Annotated in this window: 13 protein-coding genes, 1 pseudogene and 1 other annotated feature; of the genes and pseudogenes, 10 read left to right on the top strand and 4 right to left on the bottom strand. The window is 39.7% G+C overall.

What is annotated here, in order from left to right; all coding sequences use genetic code 11:
* Window positions 1–603: 603 nt before the first annotated feature.
* The 5 genes from gabR (at window position 604) to pdxA (ending at window position 8,013) form a co-directional block, all read left to right on the top strand.
* Window positions 604–2,019 carry a MocR-like transcriptional regulator GabR gene (gene gabR, locus NSQ61_RS17285; RefSeq protein WP_445659466.1) on the top strand — a complete coding sequence of 472 codons (1,416 nt, stop codon included), beginning with the start codon at window positions 604–606 and terminating at the stop codon, window positions 2,017–2,019.
* Window positions 2,020–2,734: 715 nt separating this feature from the next.
* On the top strand, window positions 2,735–4,528 hold the full coding sequence (locus NSQ61_RS17280; protein ID WP_117017417.1) for a sigma-54-dependent Fis family transcriptional regulator: 1,794 nt from the start codon (window positions 2,735–2,737) through the stop codon (window positions 4,526–4,528).
* 160 nt (window positions 4,529–4,688) lie between these two features.
* The gene (locus tag NSQ61_RS17275) at window positions 4,689–5,672 is read left to right on the top strand and encodes a 2-keto-3-deoxygluconate permease (RefSeq protein ID WP_117017418.1); all 984 of its coding nucleotides are present in this window, start codon (window positions 4,689–4,691) and stop codon (window positions 5,670–5,672) included.
* A 56-nt stretch (window positions 5,673–5,728) separates the two neighbouring features.
* Complete coding sequence (locus NSQ61_RS17270; protein WP_311066614.1) at window positions 5,729–7,021, top strand: four-carbon acid sugar kinase family protein; 1,293 nt, start codon at window positions 5,729–5,731, stop codon at window positions 7,019–7,021.
* Window positions 7,018–8,013 (top strand): 4-hydroxythreonine-4-phosphate dehydrogenase PdxA, encoded by a 996-nt coding sequence (gene pdxA / locus NSQ61_RS17265; RefSeq protein WP_327873714.1) that lies wholly within the window; start codon window positions 7,018–7,020, stop codon window positions 8,011–8,013. Before NSQ61_RS17270 ends, pdxA begins: the two co-directional genes overlap by 4 nt.
* 465 nt (window positions 8,014–8,478) lie before the next feature.
* Here the strand turns inward: pdxA and NSQ61_RS17260 are convergent, their stop codons facing one another.
* Window positions 8,479–9,822, bottom strand: a complete 1,344-nt coding sequence (locus NSQ61_RS17260) for an MFS transporter (protein WP_063388908.1) — start codon at window positions 9,820–9,822, stop codon at window positions 8,479–8,481.
* A gap of 437 nt (window positions 9,823–10,259) precedes the next feature.
* Between NSQ61_RS17260 and NSQ61_RS20385 the strand changes: the two are divergent.
* Window positions 10,260–10,526: pseudogene (locus NSQ61_RS20385) on the top strand (IS1634 family transposase); the annotation flags it as partial.
* 313 nt (window positions 10,527–10,839) lie between these two features.
* On the opposite strand, the gene NSQ61_RS17255 reads toward NSQ61_RS20385, so the two are convergent.
* Window positions 10,840–11,079, bottom strand: coding sequence for a hypothetical protein (locus NSQ61_RS17255; RefSeq protein ID WP_327873715.1), 240 nt, complete (start codon window positions 11,077–11,079; stop codon window positions 10,840–10,842).
* 432 nt (window positions 11,080–11,511) lie between these two features.
* Window positions 11,512–12,453: an Rpn family recombination-promoting nuclease/putative transposase gene (locus NSQ61_RS17250; protein ID WP_327873716.1), complete on the bottom strand. Its 942-nt coding sequence runs from the start codon at window positions 12,451–12,453 to the stop codon at window positions 11,512–11,514.
* 702 nt (window positions 12,454–13,155) lie between these two features.
* Window positions 13,156–13,451, top strand: a binding site (T-box leader).
* A gap of 56 nt (window positions 13,452–13,507) precedes the next feature.
* Here NSQ61_RS17250 and NSQ61_RS17245 point away from each other — a divergent pair.
* Genes NSQ61_RS17245 through NSQ61_RS17230 form a run of 4 tightly spaced genes read left to right on the top strand, consistent with a single transcriptional unit; the run spans window position 13,508 to window position 17,542 of the window.
* Window positions 13,508–14,377 carry an SAM hydrolase/SAM-dependent halogenase family protein gene (locus NSQ61_RS17245; protein WP_063388964.1) on the top strand — a complete coding sequence of 290 codons (870 nt, stop codon included), beginning with the start codon at window positions 13,508–13,510 and terminating at the stop codon, window positions 14,375–14,377.
* Between the two features lie 30 nt (window positions 14,378–14,407).
* On the top strand, window positions 14,408–14,962 hold the full coding sequence (locus NSQ61_RS17240) for an ECF-type riboflavin transporter substrate-binding protein (RefSeq protein ID WP_327873717.1): 555 nt from the start codon (window positions 14,408–14,410) through the stop codon (window positions 14,960–14,962).
* 50 nt (window positions 14,963–15,012) lie between these two features.
* A complete protein-coding gene (locus NSQ61_RS17235; protein ID WP_327873718.1) occupies window positions 15,013–16,743 on the top strand; it encodes an ABC transporter ATP-binding protein in 1,731 nt (576 codons plus the stop codon).
* A complete protein-coding gene (locus NSQ61_RS17230) occupies window positions 16,715–17,542 on the top strand; it encodes an energy-coupling factor transporter transmembrane component T family protein (RefSeq protein WP_327873719.1) in 828 nt (275 codons plus the stop codon). Before NSQ61_RS17235 ends, NSQ61_RS17230 begins: the two co-directional genes overlap by 29 nt.
* Window positions 17,543–18,034: 492 nt before the next feature.
* On the opposite strand, the gene NSQ61_RS17225 is transcribed toward NSQ61_RS17230, so the two are convergent.
* Window positions 18,035–18,580, bottom strand: a complete 546-nt coding sequence (locus NSQ61_RS17225; protein WP_327873721.1) for a transposase — start codon at window positions 18,578–18,580, stop codon at window positions 18,035–18,037.
* Window position 18,581: the final 1 nt, after the last annotated feature.

Genomic DNA, 18,581 nt, shown 5'->3' with positions numbered 1-18,581 from the left:
TCGGGTATTTCAGAATTTGGTTCGTTTTTTTTATGGTCCGTGTGGTCTTCAATAATCTCCGCCGCTACTATAGGATGTATGCCGCGAATTTACCTTCATCTATTATGTTCCACTTGTCATTCCAGCAGTATTTCAGAAATTGGGAGCAAATTCTTCTTTTCAACGATACCCATCATCGCCAACAAAAGAGCACATGCTGACGGATTTCTGGCATGCGTTTCACCCAGTACGGGCAGTCTTTCAAATTCCCATCTTGCCTGCTACACTGCTTAATAACCCACAGCCGACGACTTGGAAACGATCATCAAATCCGGGACAATATCAAATGTTTGATCCATATTTATATTGCTCAGCTTCCCATACCGAACGTTATATCGTTTCTTCCGTAAAACCCTTCGGCAAATAGGACGACTGCTTAATAGGCACAATTTCCGTGAAACCGCTTGAAACATTTCTTCCGATTAGTTTACAGCCCTTCAGTCGTCAATATTCCTAACATTCAATGTTGTCCTCCTTTACATTGTTTTTTAATAATATTATGATAAATATATTAAAAGAAAAGTACCAGTTTTCTGATTTTTCAGGTACCAGAGGGAGAGATAGATTATGATTTTCTTTCAAATAGATAAAAAGGATAAGTCAAATCATATCTATCAACAAATTTATAAATCGTTAAAAGAAGCGATTTTAGAGAGAAAGATTCCTACCAATGAGAAATTGCCTTCCAAAAGAAAATTAGCAGAAAAATTAGAAGTGAGCATTAATTCGGTTTCAAATGCGTACGAGCAGCTCCTGGCTGAAGGATATATTTACGCAATTGAAAGAAAAGGCTACTATGTGGAAAATATTACACAGTTCAACAATCAAAAAGAGGCTAAAATGAACTTTCCAGATGATTTAAAAGAAGAATTCTCCAAGAAAGATGAGGGAGGGCTTTCCTTATCACATATGACGGCTGACATCTCCATGTTCCCGTTTAAAGAATGGATGAAGTGTGAAAAAATAGCAATAAAAAATCACAAAAACGAACTTTCGGACATTTCTCATCCTCAAGGTCCTTACCTTGTGAGAAAAACCATCTCACGTATGATTGCGCTTACACGCGGCGTTAAATGCGAACCAGAACAAGTGATTATCGGCCCCGGGACACAGCCCTTGTTACGTCAAGTGTTGGGCATGCAGAGGGAAAATATAAAAGCTGCAATTGAGAACCCTGGGTATTCTCGCATCTACCAATTATTAAAAGATATGAATTTTGAAGTTTTTCCAATCGATCTTGATAAAAAAGGAATAGACATCAAGAAAGTGGAAGCTTTGAATCCACATTTCCTTTTTATCACCCCGTCACACCAATTCCCGACCGGAATCATTATGCCTATTTCAAGAAGAATTGAACTTTTGAATTGGGCCTCGGCTTCTGAAGGAAGGTATATTGTAGAAGACGATTACGATAGCGAATTTAAATACGGAACGGACAATATTCCGTCGCTGCAAAGCCTAGATCGGAATCAACGAGTGATTTATGCAGGAACATTCTCCAAAACGATCATGCCAAGTTTCCGAATCAGTTATCTCGTTTTGCCTCCCGATTTATTAAGAGAGTACAAAAGACATTTTTCATATTGGATACAGGGAAGCAATACACTGAATTTATTTACGCTTCACTATTTTATTGAAAGCGGCGAGTACGCAAAACACGTCAAGCGCATGAACAATCACTATGAGATGAAAAGAGAAAACCTGATTAAGGAATTGAAATGGAAATTTCGAAATGACATTAAGATTAAAAATGTGCCGGCAGGACTTCATTTCATTGCGGAATTCAAAACAGATAAAGGGTATAAAGAAATTGAAGAAAGAGCAAAAAAAGAAAAACTTGAAATATACTCCATGAAGAGGTTCAATTTACTAGGCAATATCGAAGAAGGAAAAAAAATTATTTTGATTATCGGATTTGCCAATATAAAAAATGAAGACATACCAGTTGCCGTAGATAGATTGTACCGTGTTATTTATTAACTTTACATCGGACGAATAGCCGCTTTAGGAACAATGCCATAATGTTTTAAAATGATTCATCTTGGATAAGAATGCTCAATTTCTATTTTCCGCTGTGACCTTTCCCCTTTCACTTATAATATCTGTCCGTAGTTAAAAGAGAACTATCAGCTTTTATACGCACAACCCATTTAAGAGCAAAAGAAATGATTTTATTTAAAATTTTTCGATCTGGCATGACTCATGGGGAAGGTTCTTAAAAGCCTTTTTCCCACTAGTCATGCTAGAAAGCGAAGCACACAACCGAAAAAACTACCTCTTCTTTTAATTCTCTTTTACCTCAATCTCTTATCTTGTCAAATCCTCAATAAATTCACTAACGAAATATTTTCTATTTGCTTTCCTTTATCCTCTCCCGAAAATATCTCCTTACATCTACAACGGTTATGATTCACTCATAAGCCGGCTAAGTCGGCTAATTGCCATAGATCTACATCACGAAACATTTTTATATCCCTATTTCTTGCTAGCTGTACAAAATTCTGTGCAAAGACGCCGTTCACCACTGTCAGCCTTTCCAAAATATTCATCAACATTTACAAAAATGGAACCATTATTCCGGGTCGGGAGAGATAGAGGACAAAAGCTAAAATAACAATAAGGAAACTTACCTCAAAGTGAAACTAGGCTATAATGAATGGTAGCAGAAACAAATGAGATGGGTGGATTGATAAACATGAAAATAAAAACATTATTGATTGCTCCCTACCCCGGTTTAAAAGAATTAGCCTTAACTCTCGGTAAAGAACAACAATCCCTGGACATTACAGTTGTACAAGGAGATTTACAAGAGGCTATACCCATTGCGAAACAATATGAAAAAGAAGGTTATGATCTCATTATCAGTCGCGGCGGCACCGCTCAGTTGCTGCGCCAGCATATCTCATTGCCAGTTATTGAAATAAAAGTCTCAGGCTATGACTTATTACGTATATTGACATTGGTTAAAGACCATAACGCACATCTTCACATTATTGGATTCCTAAACATATGCCAAGGTTTTGTTTCTGTATCCAATCTTTTAGATGTTAAAATTCCTTATACCATTATCCATGACCAAGAAGAGGTAGAGGAGGCAGTCCAACAAGCTAAAGCCAACGGCGCCCAAGCGATTATCGGAGACACGATTACTTGCAAGACTGCGGAAGCGAACGGGCTTCAGAGCATACTGATTACTTCAGGCAGAGAGTCCATAATCGAAGCGTTTGAACAAGCAAAACAAACTTATCAAATTATTAAAAACACTGCCAAACAAACAAAGGTATATCAACAACTGCTGCAAAAAACAAAAGAACCTTTAGTTGTTTATGACGAAAATGGCATGATACAATTTACTAGTTCTTCTTTTCAAAAAATATTTCCAGCACTCAAAAATGATTCGGATAAATCTACTATTTATTCGTATTTTCCATTTCTCAACAATGCATGCACACAATTATGCAAAAAAATTGAACCAATAGAAATATTGTACACTTTCGTTACAGATGATGAACATATGCAGTTTCGGCAAGGGTATCTTAAAATAGATAACTCCGAAAACCACCAGTATTACCTGCGGTTTTCAGCCGAAGAGAAGGAAGACCAACAAGATTATGGCCTATCCGTTGCTGCCATACAACCAATCATGACTTCCTTTTCACAGATTCTCGGGAATAGCCAATTGATGAAAGCTGTTATTAAGCAAGGGAAAAAGGCTGCTGCACATAATAAGCCAGTTGCATTATACGGAGAAAAAGGAACTGGAAAAAAAACACTAGCAGGAATCATTCATTGTGAAAGCGAGGCGAAAGATAGTTTTCTGTTGCTCATCCGAGTCTTAGAAGATCATCGCGAGATAGCAGACTATCTCAAGCTTATCTTAGTCCATTTGGACATAGGGACATGTGTTTTCGAAGGCGTTGAACGTTTGCGGTTGGAACACCAAAATCATCTAGCGCACCTGATCCACCAGACAAAAGCACGCATTATTTTTTTATTTCATGATAACCCGATTGATTTGTTGCAGCAAAAAAAATTATCGGTTCAAATTTTTAAACAATTTAAACAAAACCAAATTCGATTGCCGTCTCTGAAAGAACACGCGGAAGATTTAAACGAATATGTTCGAAAATTTATTGCGCAATATAACGTCAAATATGGAAAGCAAATCGTAGGCGTGCAGGAAGAAGCGCTAAAATGGCTGTACAGCCGTACTTGGAAAAATAATTTACAAGAATTGAGCAGTGTGATTGAACAAGCCGTCCAGTTTACGAATAATGAGTATATTAATAAAGAAGATTTAAACAACATTTGGAAAAATACAGATGAACACGCTCAACTAGGTTGTTCCGTGATTGATCTCAATAAACCGCTAGCTGAGATTGAAAAGGATATTATCTGGAAAGTGTTACAAGAAGAAGAAATGAATCAGACAAGAGCAGCCAAAAGATTGGGGATCAATCGAAGTACGTTATGGAGAAAGCTGAAATAATGTTGCATAATGCAACATTATTTCATCTTTATTATTTTTATGTAAAAATATTGTTGATAAATAAAACATACCCTAATAAAATTAAATTGAAAGCGGTTTATTATTATATTATTTATAAAATTGTTTCATTTTAAAACAACAACAAAGGAGAGGAGAAAGAATGAAAATTAAGGCAACATTAGACCGCATTCCTGGTGGAATGATGGTCGTGCCATTGCTGTTGGCCGCGACGATCAATACGTTCGCACCGAATCTGCTTCGAATCGGCAACTTTACAGAAGCGCTATTCGTCAACAGCGCAAGTGCTTTAATCGCTCTATTTTTACTTTGCGCAGGAGCACAAATTAATGTAAGAAGCGCAGGCATTGCGCTTGGTAAAGGGTTTACATTACTGTTCGTCAAGTGGGCGGTAGGGGCACTTGTAGGATTAATCGCCTATATAGCAGCTGGTCCAAGTGGTTTATTTTTAGGTTTAACACCACTGGCTATTATTGCGGCAATGACCAACAGTAACGGCGGTCTTTATATGGCGATTGTCGGTCAGTATGGGAAAGAAGATGACAAAGCGGCCTATTCTCTATTAGCATTAAATGATGGACCATTCTTAACAATGGTAGCGTTATCTATTTTCGGCGCAATGGGGTTTGTCGATGGAATGTTTTCCATTGTCTCCTTTATCTCCGTTTTACTTCCAATTGCAATCGGCATGATACTTGGAAACTTAGACAATGAAATGAGAGAATTTTTAGCAAAAGGCAGCGATATGTTAATACCATTTTTTGCGTTCGCCTTAGGAATGGGGATCGACTTTGGGGCCATCATCAAAGGGGGATTAAGTGGCGTATTGTTGGGCGTAGCTACAGTATTGTTAACAGGAACTGCCGGATACTTAATCTTTAAAGCATTCGGCTGGAATCCACTTGTCGGTGCTGCTGAAGGCTCTACCGCAGGAAACGCTGTAGCTACTCCTGCTGCGATCGCGGCAGCGAATGCTTCTTTCGCAAGCGTAGCTGATTTAGCGACAGTCCAAGTAGCGGCAAGTACGGTCACGACAGCGATTTTACTACCAATTTACATCGCGTTTTTGGCGAAACGATTGGAAAAGAAAAATAAATTGCAGCAATACTACCAATTACCAAACTAACCCATAAAGCCCATGTCTATGACTTGGGCTCCTCCATTTAAGGAAGGAGATGCACCATGAAGATCGCAATCATCGCAGATGATTTAACAGGAGCCAACGACAGCGGCGTTCAGCTTGCTCATTACGGTTTAAAAACATCCGTACTATTTCAACTGCATTCGAGCCAACTAGACGAAAACGATGCGGTTGTCATTGATACTGATAGCCGCTCTTTATCTAAGAAAGAAGCCTATGAGAAAGTAAAGGTCGTATCGGAAAAACTAAAAGATTGTTTCCCGATTATCTACAAAAAAATCGATTCCACCCTTAGAGGAAATATCGGAGCGGAAATCGATGCTGTTTACGATGCAATAAAGCCGACATTTATGATTATTGCGCCAGGTTATCCCAAAAACGGAAGAACCACTTATAAAGGATATCATTTTTTACACGATACATTGCTACATGAGACAGAAATATCAAGAGACCCTAAATGTCCAGTTAAAGAGTCGTATATTCCCAGTTTAATTGCCAAACAGACAAAGCGTCCTATAGGATTAATTGACTATCAAACACTTCGTCTCGGATTTGATAAAGTAAAAGAGAGACTAAACGATTATCGTGCGAATCATATTCCTTACATTGTCTTTGACTCTTTAACTGAAGAAGATTTGTGTTGTATCGCACAATACGTTTGCCACATTAACGAAAAAGTCGTATGGGTCGGGTCGGCAGGTCTGGCTAATTACCTTCCCGAGGTTTATCAGCTTCAAAAAGCAAAAAGAACGATCAAGATTGATCAAAATCGACAGCCCATCCTGCTAGTAGTTGGTAGCGTCAGCCAAGTATCCCGCAAACAGTTAGATCTTGCCCTTTCTTTAACGAATGTCAAAGGTGTACAGCTTGATTCCATAAGATTGGTTAGTGATGACCAAATTCGCTGCGATGAAATGAAAAAAGCCATTCACCAGGCAGAGGATTGGGTCAAACAGGGTTATCATGTCGCACTATATTCTTCTGCTTCACCCAATGAAATAAAACAGGTACAGGAAATAGGAAAATCGAAAGGATTAAGCACAATAGAAATAAGCAATTTCATTGTTCAAAAATTAGGCGAAGTTGCCTCCACATTGATCAACAAGGGCTATTTTAGAGGGATGATATTAACAGGCGGGGATACTGCAAAACATGTATGCGAGAAAATCGGAGCTTCGGGTTTTGAATTGCTGGATGAAGTGGAAACAGGAGTGCCAATAGCGAAATTAATTCATGACTCAGGAATGCATGTAGTGACAAAGGCGGGAGCCTTTGGTTCGGAAAATACATTTATTCAAGCAATTCACCAATTACAAGGAGTAGATGTCAAATGAAACCTATCATCGGAATAACGATGGGAGATGCTGCCGGTATTGGACCGGAGATTATCGTAAAAGCCCTACAAAACCGATCCATTTATGAGCAATGCAATCCTTTAGTGATAGGAGATGCAAAAATATTAGAACGGGCAGCTAGAATTACCAATTCCAAACTGACCATTCACCCTATTTCATCTGTAAAGGAAGCAACTTACCAATACAGTACAATTGATTGCATTGATTTAAATTTGCTTCCTGCCAATTTGTCTTTTGGACAAGTATCAGCAGCTGCAGGAGATGCCGCATTCCAATTTTTAAAACGTGCCATCGAATTAGCTAAAAACGGATATATACAGGCCATTTGTACAGCTCCTTTAAATAAAGAAGCCCTGCACAAAGGCGGACATCTATACCCGGGACATACAGAAATTTTGGCCGATTTAACGGGCACTCAAGATTATGCGATGATGTTATCCTCTCCAAAACTTAAAGTCATTCATATTACTACCCATGTCGGGTTAATTAAAGCGATAGAAATGATTAATCCCGATCGGACCTACAAAGTCATTAAACTGGCTCATGAAACGTTGACAAGAGCTGGAAAAGAAAACCCAAGCATCGCCGTGTGCGGCATCAACCCTCACGCTGGAGAAAACGGACTGTTTGGCAATGGAGAGGAAGAGGAAAAACTCATTCCCGGCATCCGAAAAGCACAAGTGGAAGGAATCAATGCAACCGGACCATATCCGGCAGATACATTATTTTACCGTGCGGTGCGCGGAGATTTTGATATTGTTGTCGCTTGCTACCATGACCAAGGGCACGCCCCTATTAAAGTGCTGGGGCTGGAAGCCGGAGTAAACATCACCGTCGGCCTCAAAGGCGGTATCATCCGCACATCTGTCGACCATGGAACAGCCTTTGATATCGCAGGAAAAAATCTGGCGGACGAACGCAGCATGCTCGAAGCCATTCACGCCGCTGTCGAACTGGCTCCGAAAGTTTAAACACCAACCTTTTTGCTTTATTTATCTGTTTTTGGCAATTAAAAAATGTATGAATGACAAAATACGAATATTCCATTCCCTGTATAAAATTTTAGGTCTATATCGCTTGACACGGAGCTTCTGCGGACATGTTTCCTAGCGAAAGGAGCGAGCGCCAATCCTTGCTTCGCAAGGCATCAAGCCTAACATGTCCGCCACTCCATGTAAAATTTCTATTCGGATCATTTATGCTAAATAAGCAGTATGCTCAGATATGGTTGTTCATCTACTTGACCTTAATTTTTTGTCCGGTTAAGTCAATTCATTTTAGAACCAATTTTTAAAATAAGTTCTTCATAAATTTTTAGCGATGAGGCAACAAGAAAGACGAACAAGAGCGCCCAGATGGCGGCTGGTAGTTATTTGTGCTTCCATGATTTCAATGACGGAATAGCTTTCGCCAATGACACCCCCATAAAACCTCCGTCAGCTTTTCGGCGCGGCAGGCGCCTGTGGCTTTACCTTCAGCAAAAAGAAAATGCCAAGGAGCACCATCAGCAAAAGCGATCCCATCGCCAACCGATTGGCAATGTTTCCATATGAATGAAAAAGGAGGGTAATGCTTCCATAAATCGCTGGACCAATGATGGCTGACACTTTTCCAGAAAAAGCGAACAGTCCGAAAAATTGCCCTTGCTTATCTGGCGGGGAAAGTTCGACTATATATGTTCTCGAAGTGACCCACATCGCTCCTAAACTGACGCCGAACAAACTCCCAGCAATCCAAAAAGATAGCTTGGAAAAAGCAAGCACCCCTATCGCCAGTGCGATGCACATCACGATGCCGACATACAAAACCGCTTTTTTGGCTCCCTTGCTTCTCGTAATATAGCCAAAAAGAAAGGAACCGATAATACTTGAAACTGTGGAGACTAAATATAAAAGGATGAACTCCCCTGCCGTAAACCCGGCAATGACTTTGGCATAAACGGACATGATGGCGATCGTCGTCGCCACCGCATCATTCAAAAAGAAATAAGCAATCATGAAAGTAAAAATGTTTTGATACTTTTTCATTTCTTTCAATGTTGCATAAATATCCCGATAGCCTGCAAAAAATCCGGCCTTTCGCTTTAAGGCATCGGCTTTTTCGGCTTCTTCTTTGACAAAGAAAAACAGCGGGAAAGAAAAGAGGAGAAACAAAAGAGCGCTTGGAATAAAAGCCCGATAGTAATCCATTTCTCCAACAAATGGATACACAGCTAGCCCGACAAGCGTTCCGACATATCCGACAGCAACGCCAAAACCGGAGATAAGCGGAATTTCCTGTTTATTCCCCAAACTGGAAATCATGGAATCGTAAAAAACAAGGCTCGAATGGTAAAAAAACTTTGCTGCGACAAATAAAAGCACGATTATGACAAAAGACGCCGGCAATCCAAACATGGCATTCCCAAGATTCGAATATCCGGCAACACCCATAAGCAAAGTTGCCGTAACCGAAAGAGTCGTAAAAATCCCAAGCCATTTCTTTCTTCTCCCGGTCCGATCAATCCATGTGCCATATAAAGGAGAAAATATCACTAAAAAGAAAGAAGCTAACGCATTTGCATACGAAATAAATGTACTGGCGATTTGGTTCAAGCTCTCGCTTTTTCCCACCGTTTCCGAAACATAAAGCGGGAAAAAAATCGTATTCACATTCGAGGAAAAAATCGTATTCGCAAAATCATACAACGCCCACGATAAAATCGGCAACGAAACATACAGTTTCCAGCCCGGCTTTTCATACGCATGCGAGGCAATCTTCTCCACTGCACCCTCCCCCATTCTGTCGGTGATAAAACGGCCGCAAACCGTTTATTCCATATATAGATTACTTTGTATATTTAATGATTTTGTTTCATGGATGTAAATTTTTCGAAAGAATACCTCTTGCTTCCGAAAACAATAGGTTTCATTTTTGTCAGAATATAATTAATATTTTAACAAATAAATGTGCATTTGTGTATGATCATCGTTTTCCGGAGTCAGTCAAGACTTTGTTGTAGCTTTTTTGGTTCGCTGAAAACAGGTGTAAGTCATAGGTTAGCGAACCATTTTTTGAATTTCCTGCGTAAGTGCTTTTGGACTCTCATCCCTTGTCATGACAGACGGATATGTATACTTTTTTTACCATCCCTTGAGCTCAGACAGGGCATCGAGTGGTGACAGGCACCTGACCCAAGCAAAAAAATAAAAATGGTTCTGTTCGTCAATATCTACAAATATGTCGTACATTTCGTGTAGACAATAAAGTTCGGCAACAAACGCTTTGTAATCTAGGGATATTAGAACATTTATTAGAGAATGGCTCTGTCGATCAATAAATCGAGGGATTAGCCAAATTTTCAGAGCGTTACTTTGACCGAATTCACGGGCAAGGCTCTTCCTCTTCTGTCTCCGTGCTTTGGACAAAAGAGTTTGGGCCGGTTTATCTGTTCCGAAAGGTATGGGAAAAGTTAGGGCTTGGTCGGCTATTACGTAAAATCATGCCGTAAAAACAACTTATTAGACACCCCCGTGTTGTGGGTATAGTCCAAAACACCAGTATTTTCGGGCTTTTCTTTAGTGTACTCTGTCAAACTTTTAGATATAGTAATAAAGCTTGTAGACTGTCTAAGCAGAGACTTTGTCAACAAGCGAAAGTACTAGCTGATGTTTTGTATTTTCAAGAACTGACTAAGATAATGATCCTAAATTCAAGGTCTTCCTCCTGTAATCCATTCAATTAAATATCCTATAAACATTAAAATACAAAATATTATAAACATGATAAATTTATAAATCATTTAATTCCCCACTCTATTATTTTTTACAAGGTGCTATACTAAAGTAAGCTGCTACTGCTAAGGCAGCTCTTTTTTCGTCAGATTTCATAAATGGAAGAGCGGCAGTTATCCCAGCTACTAAAGCTTTATCACAGCCACAATCGAAATATCCTTTTACTTTATAACAAAGATCATGTGTCATACATAAAGAATCTAATTTATTTTTTGGTACACCGCCACCATGTCCAGGTCCGTACCAGTTTCCCCAAACTGGCATACTTCTTAATATTTGAGATACAGATTGTGACTCTTTTTTATTTTCAATTTGATTAATTAAATATATACGTTTTACCTACGGCCGAGTAGAAACAAAATCCATTCCCGAGGGAATTCGGCGATTTGCCCAATCGCTAGAGTCCATGATACCAACATGCTGAATGACCAGCATGGTTTCTATTGAATAATACCCGTAGCTCAAAAATTAGGGGATATAAAATAGCTCTTGCATGGAAAAGTCCTTTAAAAGGAAAGTGCGATCTTCAGTTTCATGCAAGAGCACTTTCATTTTTTTCGCCTACCGAGTGCTACATTTATTTTTCGATGGCGCAGCAAAGCCTTATTAGGCGGCAGGTTTTCTAACGTTTCCACTACTTCTTCGGATGAATAAGCCTAAACCACTGTCAAACGGCTTCGACAAATGACAGGCAATCTATTTCAACCACTTTCGCACTTCCTCTTCCGCAAGTCCAGTGAGATCGGCAATATCTTTCGCTGCCATTCCTTTCGCCGACATATGTCGGATCATGTTCTTCCGTTCTTCCTCCCGACCTTGCTTTAGCCCTTGTTTCAACCCTTGTTTCAATCCTTTTTCCAACCCTTCCTCCATCCCAGCACGCCGCTCGCCAAGAAGATTGGACAATTGATCCCGCAGCCATTTCAGCCGCATTTCATACGCGTAGCGATTTTCGGAACTGACGCTTAGCTTCTCCCACTCTTCCAATGCTTCGCGAATTTCTTGCTCGTTCATCGCCAACACCTCCAGTTCCTTGAGAATCGTCTCATCAATCTCTTGTTTCCGGGCATCCACCGCTGACAGCATCATCAACCAGGGCCACTCCGTAGATCGCTTCACATCACGTCTATATTTCTTCCATTTTACCATAAATTGTGATAAATCAATGGCGTGAAATTCAAGATGCGCGCTCCAAAGAAACTGTTCTTTATCTTCGCGGATATGAAAGATGGTGTGAAACCGATCGGTTTCATGCGGAAAGAGCGGGTAGTTGAGAATTGCAATCATAATCGTGGGAGGAAGTTCGCTGTACCCTTGGCCTTTGAAGAGCGACTGGGAAAAGAGCCTCGCCCAGTAATACAAAATCCGCTCCGGCATATCGTGCTGGTCAATGATTTGAATTTCCACGTTAATCCGCTCGCCTCGGTCGGTCCACACGAGCACATCAAGTCGGTTCATTTTCCCTTCTTCGAACTCTTTTGCCAGCTCTGTGTTTTCAAACTGCACATCGATGATACGATCATGGCCTGTCCGATGCAAAACCGCATTCAAAAAAGCGATTGTAAGCTGCTTTCGGCTCGGATGGCCGAACAATTGTTTAAACATAAAGTCCAGTTTTAAATCGAGGTATTCCTTCATAACGGGAATCATCCTTTCGAGGAGAATTTGGAGGGGAGTTGAGGTTTATCTAAAGAAAAGCCGAAGTTATTTACAGATTTTTCAGATAAAAGAAAGTGCATCGCCTTACAAAACGTACTTCTTGACAAATCTCAACCAGCAGACGTTCTAATGAAAACTTTGTCACCATATACATTCAGAACGTATGTTCTGATAATGTTATTGTAATACACCTTATCTTATCTTTCAATCACCAATGATTCGACAAATTTTGAACAGAGCCAAAAACTATACCAAGTTCCTCCTTGCTTGGAAATTGATCCCAGTTGTCTTCCAAAAAACAGGAACATGAGTAATCCTTCCCATTTTTCTTAGGTTACCATTTTAATTAGCAAAGTGCCGGTGTGTTTAATCCTGCCGTGGTGACCGTCGGGAAAGGAGATAACCGTCAGTATACCGAAGCATATCTGCGTTTTCAAGCCCACTACGGGTGAAGTACAGCCGTGCAAAAGGTTGTTCACTATCCGAACCAAGTTTGTTCTACATACGCACAAACATATTTCATTCGACCTAAATCTTTTCCACATCAGACCTTCCACATCAAGCCTAATATCCAGCACTCCGCACCAAATCCCCACCACATTCCATACTTTTCGTATTCCAACGCTTGACATGTTCGCGGCGGTGATTATAATTAATTAAAAAATTGTTAATAATTTTCTTACAATAACTATGAAGAGGAAAAGTAAGGTTCAGTTATTTTTCACAGAGAGCTTCGGTAGCTGAGAAGAAGCAAAAATACGAACCCGAACAATGGCCTCTGAGTTGCGTGCTGAAAGTATTATTTTCGTGTTTTATCCCAATAAAGTATGAAGGTACAAGTAGGTTCCGCCGAGTTTGGTACTCGTTACAAATACCACAGTATGAAGGGATTAAGCCCGTAGTACTGGCAGAGGCTGTTTTGTGCGAGCAAACAGTGAAGTAAGGTGGTACCACGTGAGCAAAACCACGTCCTTATCTATATAGATAAAGACGTGGTTTTTTTTATAAAACAACAATGTATGGGGGAAAATTTATGAATCGTTTTTTAGTTATTCAAACTGATTTTGGATTAAGCGATGGAGCTGTCAGTGCAATGTATGGAGTCGCTTTGAATGTTAATCCCAGCCTGAGGATTTTTGATTTGACCCACGATATTCCCCAATATAATATTTGGGAAGCGTCTTATAGGCTGTACCAAACGATATCGTATTGGCCAAAGGAGACGGTATTTATTTCTGTTGTTGATCCGGGTGTCGGTTCAGAACGGAGAAGCATTGTTGTGAAGACAAAATCAAACCAATATATTGTGACACCCGACAATGGAACGATCACACATATTAAGAAGTATATTGGGATCGAAGAAGCAAGGCTGATCGATGAAAAGGTAAACCGACTGCCAAATTCCGGCCATTCTTATACCTTCCATGGACGTGATGTTTACGCTTATACTGGCGCACGGCTTGCATCCGAAGTGATTACGTTTGAACAGGTGGGGCCGGAAATTCCAATCGATTCGCTAATTGAACTGCCGGTTTTAGAAGCCTATATTCAAAATGGTGCGATCAAAGGGAATATTGATATACTTGATGTCCGATTTGGAAACTTATGGACCAATATTGATCGCAGCTTGTTTCAAAAGTTAGACGTAGATTACGGAGATTCTTTTGAAGTAACGATTGAAAATGAAACAAGACAAGTCTATAAAAATATTATGACGTTTGGCAGATCATTTGCGGATAGTCATTTGGGCGAGCCTTTGCTTTACGTCAATTCGCTCGACAAAATCGGTGTGGCAATCAATCAAGGATCATTTGCGAAGGCCTACCATATTGAAGCAGGTGCCAAATGGAAAATCACTATCTGCAAAGTACCGAAATTCGTATATAATGAAAATTCAGTATAATCATAAAAATGAAAAAAGGAGAGGAAGTTCATGAAAGAAAACAATCTATCGATCAAAACAATCGTAGCAATCGGAATTGGAGCAGCTGTCTTTGTTATTCTGGGAAGATTTGCGTCCATTCCAACAGGGATACCAAATTCCAATATTGAAACAACTTATGCATTTTTAGCACTTATGTCAATTATTTTTGGGCCTGTCGCAGGCGGTTTCATCGGACTTATCGGTCATGCGTTAAAAGACTTAATATTTTATGGATCTATTTGGTGGAGTTGGGTTGTTGTCAGCTTGCTTGTCGGATTTTTAATTGGTCTGGCTTCCAAAAGCATCGATATCGAATCTGGTGAATTCGGCACTAAAAAAATTATTACATTTAATATTGTTCAGGTGATTGTTCAAGCAATCGGCTGGTTCCTTGTCGCACCTTCTCTTGATATACTGGTTTATGCTGAGCCAGCAAATAAAGTCTTCCTGCAAGGATTAGTTGTTGGAATTTCCAATATGGTAACAGTTGCCGTCATTGGAACACTTCTTCTTTTACTCTATGCAAAAACACGCAGTCAAAAAGGAAGTCTTGATAAAGAATAAAAGCACATTGTGAGTTTTGACAACATATTTACTTACAGGAGCTTTTACGAATGAGAAAACGAGTGATTGAATTTCATAATTTTAGCTTTAAGTATCATAGCCAAAAAAATCCAACATTAAAAAATATTCATTTCAACATTTACGAAGGAGAAAAAGTTTTAATCGTTGGTCCTTCAGGATCTGGGAAGAGCACCATTGGCCACTGCATCAATGGTCTAATCCCCTTCTCTTATAAAGGAGAAATGACCGGAAGTTTAAAAGTAATGGGTCAGGAAACAAAGGAGTTAAATATTTTTGCTTTATCAAAAATGGTTGGTACTGTTTTACAGGATCCTGATGGCCAGTTTATAGGATTAACTGTTGGTGAAGACATAGCTTTTGTACTGGAGAATGATTGCACTCCGCAAAAGGAAATGTTCGAGATCGTAAAAGATGCTTCCAAAATGGTCGAAATGGATGATTATTTGCCTGCCTCTGTCCATCATTTGTCAGGCGGGCAAAAGCAGAGGGTTTCCCTCGCTGGTGTAATGGTTGACAAAGTGGATATCCTGTTGTTTGATGAACCGCTCGCAAACCTTGACCCCGCTACTGGAAAGTATGCAATGGCTTTAATCGACAAAATCCAAAAAGAAACGAATACAACCGTTGTCATTATTGAACACCGTTTAGAAGATGTTTTATATCGCCATGTCGATCGCATTATTGTGGTCAATGACGGCTCAATAGTAGCTGATATGAGCCCTGTCCAGCTTTTAACAACTAACATTTTAGAAGAGACAAATATCCGGGAGCCGTTATATATTAAAGCGGTTAAATATGCCGGTTGCGAACTAACTGAAGATATGCATCCTGCTGATTTCAATCAGTTTAAAGCGGATTTATGCCGAAAAAACTTGTTGGAATGGTTTGAAGATTCAAATCCAAAAACGCCAAGTAAAGAAGGAAAAACAATTTTAGAGCTGAAAAATATTTCGTTTAGCTATTCACCAGGTCACGAAACGATAAAGGATGTTTCTTTTTCAATTAACAAAGGGGAAATGGTGAGCATTGTTGGAAAAAATGGAGCAGGGAAATCTACAATTACAAAATTAATTTGTGGATTTGAAAAGCCTTCCTCAGGGAGCATATTGTTTAACGGCAAGGATATAACAAACGAAACGATTAAAGAACGCTCGTTAAAAATCGGCATGGTCATGCAAAATCCAAATCATATGATTTCAAAGCATATGATTTTTGACGAAGTAGCCTTAGGCTTAAAGGTTCGCGGCCTAGCGGAAGCTGAAATAAAAGAACGCGTCGACAATACATTAAAAATTTGCGGGCTGTACCCATTTCGGAATTGGCCGATTTCAGCATTAAGCTTCGGTCAAAAAAAGCGGGTTACGATTGCTTCCATTTTAGTGTTAGAACCAGAAATCATTATTTTGGACGAGCCAACTGCCGGACAAGATTTTCGCCATTATACTGATATTATGGAGTTTCTTGTTCAATTAAATCGGCAAGGCGTCACGATTATGATGATTACTCATGATATGCATTTAATGCTGGAGTATACAGAAAGAGCGATTGTATTTGCAGAAGGCAGGAAAATTGCCGATGACTCAGCTGTCAATGTCCTTTCTGATATTGACATCATTGAACAGGCAAATTTAAAGGAAACGTCTCTTTATAACCTGGCATTAAAAACAGGAATACCAGAACCGAGGAAGTTTGTGGAACGTTTCATAGAATATGATCGGGAGGTAAGGCAGGTTGGCAGCCGAGATGCTATCTTATATTGACCGAAAATCTCCTGTTCATCAATTGACAGGTGTAACAAAGCTAATATGCTTTATCTTATGGTCGACAGCAGCTATGCTGACATACGACACTCGTATTCTACTATTTTTATTTTTAATTAGTATTCTCATTTTTATTATTTCAAAAATTAAACTTGAAGAGATATTGTTTGTTCTTGTATTTATTTTAGTATTTCTTTTCATAAACAATGTTGCCATTTATGTCTTTTCACCGCAAGAAGGAGTAAAAATTTACGGCTCCAACCATGTGTTATTTGAAATATCAGGAAGGTATAACGTCACATTGGAACAACTTTTTTACCAATTGAATATTACGTTAAAATATTTCACAGTGATCCCAGCGGCTTTGCTTTTTATTGTGACGACTCATCCGAGCGAATTCGCCGCTTCCCTCAATCGCATCGGTGTGAGTTATCGAATTTCGTATGCTGTTTCTTTGGCATTAAGATATATACCGGACGTACAGCGGGATTTTCGGAATATAGCACGCGCCCAACAAGCCAGAGGCCTTGACATGTCCCGCAAAGAAAAACTTCCTAAACGGATCAAAAATGCCGCCTCCATCCTTGCACCGCTTATCTTATCAAGCCTAAACAAAATTAACACCATCAGCAACGCAATGGAACTGCGCGGCTTTGGCAAAAACAAAAAACGCACATGGTATAGTGCAAGACCTTTTCAAAAAAGTGACTACTTTGCAATCGCTCTATTTACTATTCTGTTCATTGTCACCTTAATCATCACATTCCATGATGGAAGCCGGTTTTATAATCCGTTTTAAAAATACTCCTACTGATCGCATCCAGTAACGCTGTTTGTTGCTGGATGCGTTTTTTTGTGAAAACATTTAAATTAGCCCTATTTTAGGGGTGGGCAGGTTGCTTCCTTGGGCCTCTAAGCTGGCAAGCCTTTTTTTATGCAATCAAGTTCTGCATTTTTTTGTTGCAGAACTCTGTATTTTTATTTTGCAATAAACACTCATGCACATCACCTAAACAGAACTGCCCACATTTGTTACGCCAATCACTCCTAGTTCATCTTCCCATATTCATCCTTTTTCCTCCATAAACTTTTTACGAAAATATACCTGTGACGTATGGACTGCTCCATAACCGACCGCCAGCACGCCCTATTAACCAATTAATAGACCGAATATTAAGTTAACAGCACCCATAAAAACAAACCGCCCCATCAAGGGCGTCTCGACCATTTGGACCCTTTCCACTGATGCCATTTCCACGCGCTTTCGATGGCTGACAAGTGACAGGCAGCCTCACCCCCTCACAAATTCAGCATATTTTTTCTTCCGCTCTGTTTTTGTGCCTGAAAAGTAATCTAATAATGCATCCATATTCATAAATTTCGGAGGCAGCGATTTGGGATGCATATACAAATAAAAACTACTCCATCGGTAAAGTTCCGGCGCATGCACCATATGAGCTTCTACAGGATTGAGATGAATATATCGACTCACTTCCAACATTCCGCTGTCATTGTCAATCAATTTACCATAATAACGCTTTTCAAATACATGTCCCATCAAACGATAGCGAGTATTATAATAATTCGCATACCGTTTGTTCATGAGCGCCATGACTTTCGAAATCGGCTCCTGTTTTGAGCGCAGCTGCAGGTGAAAGTGATTCGTCATAAGGCAATATGCGGCTATTTCAAAAGGGATTTTTTCGTAAAGCTGGTGGAGGATATGGAGAAAAGCGAGAAAATCATTTGTTTCCTTGAATAGGGGATCACGCCGATTGCCGCGGCAAACGATATGATAAAACCGACGGGGCACCCAGATCCGCTTTTGCCGTCCCATT

The sequence above is a fragment of the Aeribacillus sp. FSL K6-1121 genome, assembly GCF_038003725.1.
Classification (GTDB): Bacteria; Bacillota; Bacilli; order Bacillales; family Aeribacillaceae; genus Aeribacillus; species Aeribacillus composti.
Note: the sequence above shows the minus strand (reverse complement) of the source record. Positions and strands in the feature narration are given on the sequence as shown.

Coding starts and splice junctions, on each gene's coding strand:
- NSQ61_RS17245 (WP_063388964.1), top strand. CDS start 13,508: ATGAATCGTTTTTTAGTTATTCAAACTGATTTTGGATTAAGCGATGGA.
- NSQ61_RS17270 (WP_311066614.1), top strand. CDS start 5,729: ATGAAGATCGCAATCATCGCAGATGATTTAACAGGAGCCAACGACAGC.
- pdxA (WP_327873714.1), top strand. CDS start 7,018: ATGAAACCTATCATCGGAATAACGATGGGAGATGCTGCCGGTATTGGA.
- NSQ61_RS17235 (WP_327873718.1), top strand. CDS start 15,013: ATGAGAAAACGAGTGATTGAATTTCATAATTTTAGCTTTAAGTATCAT.
- NSQ61_RS17225 (WP_327873721.1), bottom strand. CDS start 18,580: ATGGGACGGCAAAAGCGGATCTGGGTGCCCCGTCGGTTTTATCATATC.
- NSQ61_RS17275 (WP_117017418.1), top strand. CDS start 4,689: ATGAAAATTAAGGCAACATTAGACCGCATTCCTGGTGGAATGATGGTC.
- NSQ61_RS17280 (WP_117017417.1), top strand. CDS start 2,735: ATGAAAATAAAAACATTATTGATTGCTCCCTACCCCGGTTTAAAAGAA.
- NSQ61_RS17255 (WP_327873715.1), bottom strand. CDS start 11,079: ATGCCAGTTTGGGGAAACTGGTACGGACCTGGACATGGTGGCGGTGTA.
- NSQ61_RS17240 (WP_327873717.1), top strand. CDS start 14,408: ATGAAAGAAAACAATCTATCGATCAAAACAATCGTAGCAATCGGAATT.
- NSQ61_RS17260 (WP_063388908.1), bottom strand. CDS start 9,822: ATGGGGGAGGGTGCAGTGGAGAAGATTGCCTCGCATGCGTATGAAAAG.
- NSQ61_RS17250 (WP_327873716.1), bottom strand. CDS start 12,453: ATGAAGGAATACCTCGATTTAAAACTGGACTTTATGTTTAAACAATTG.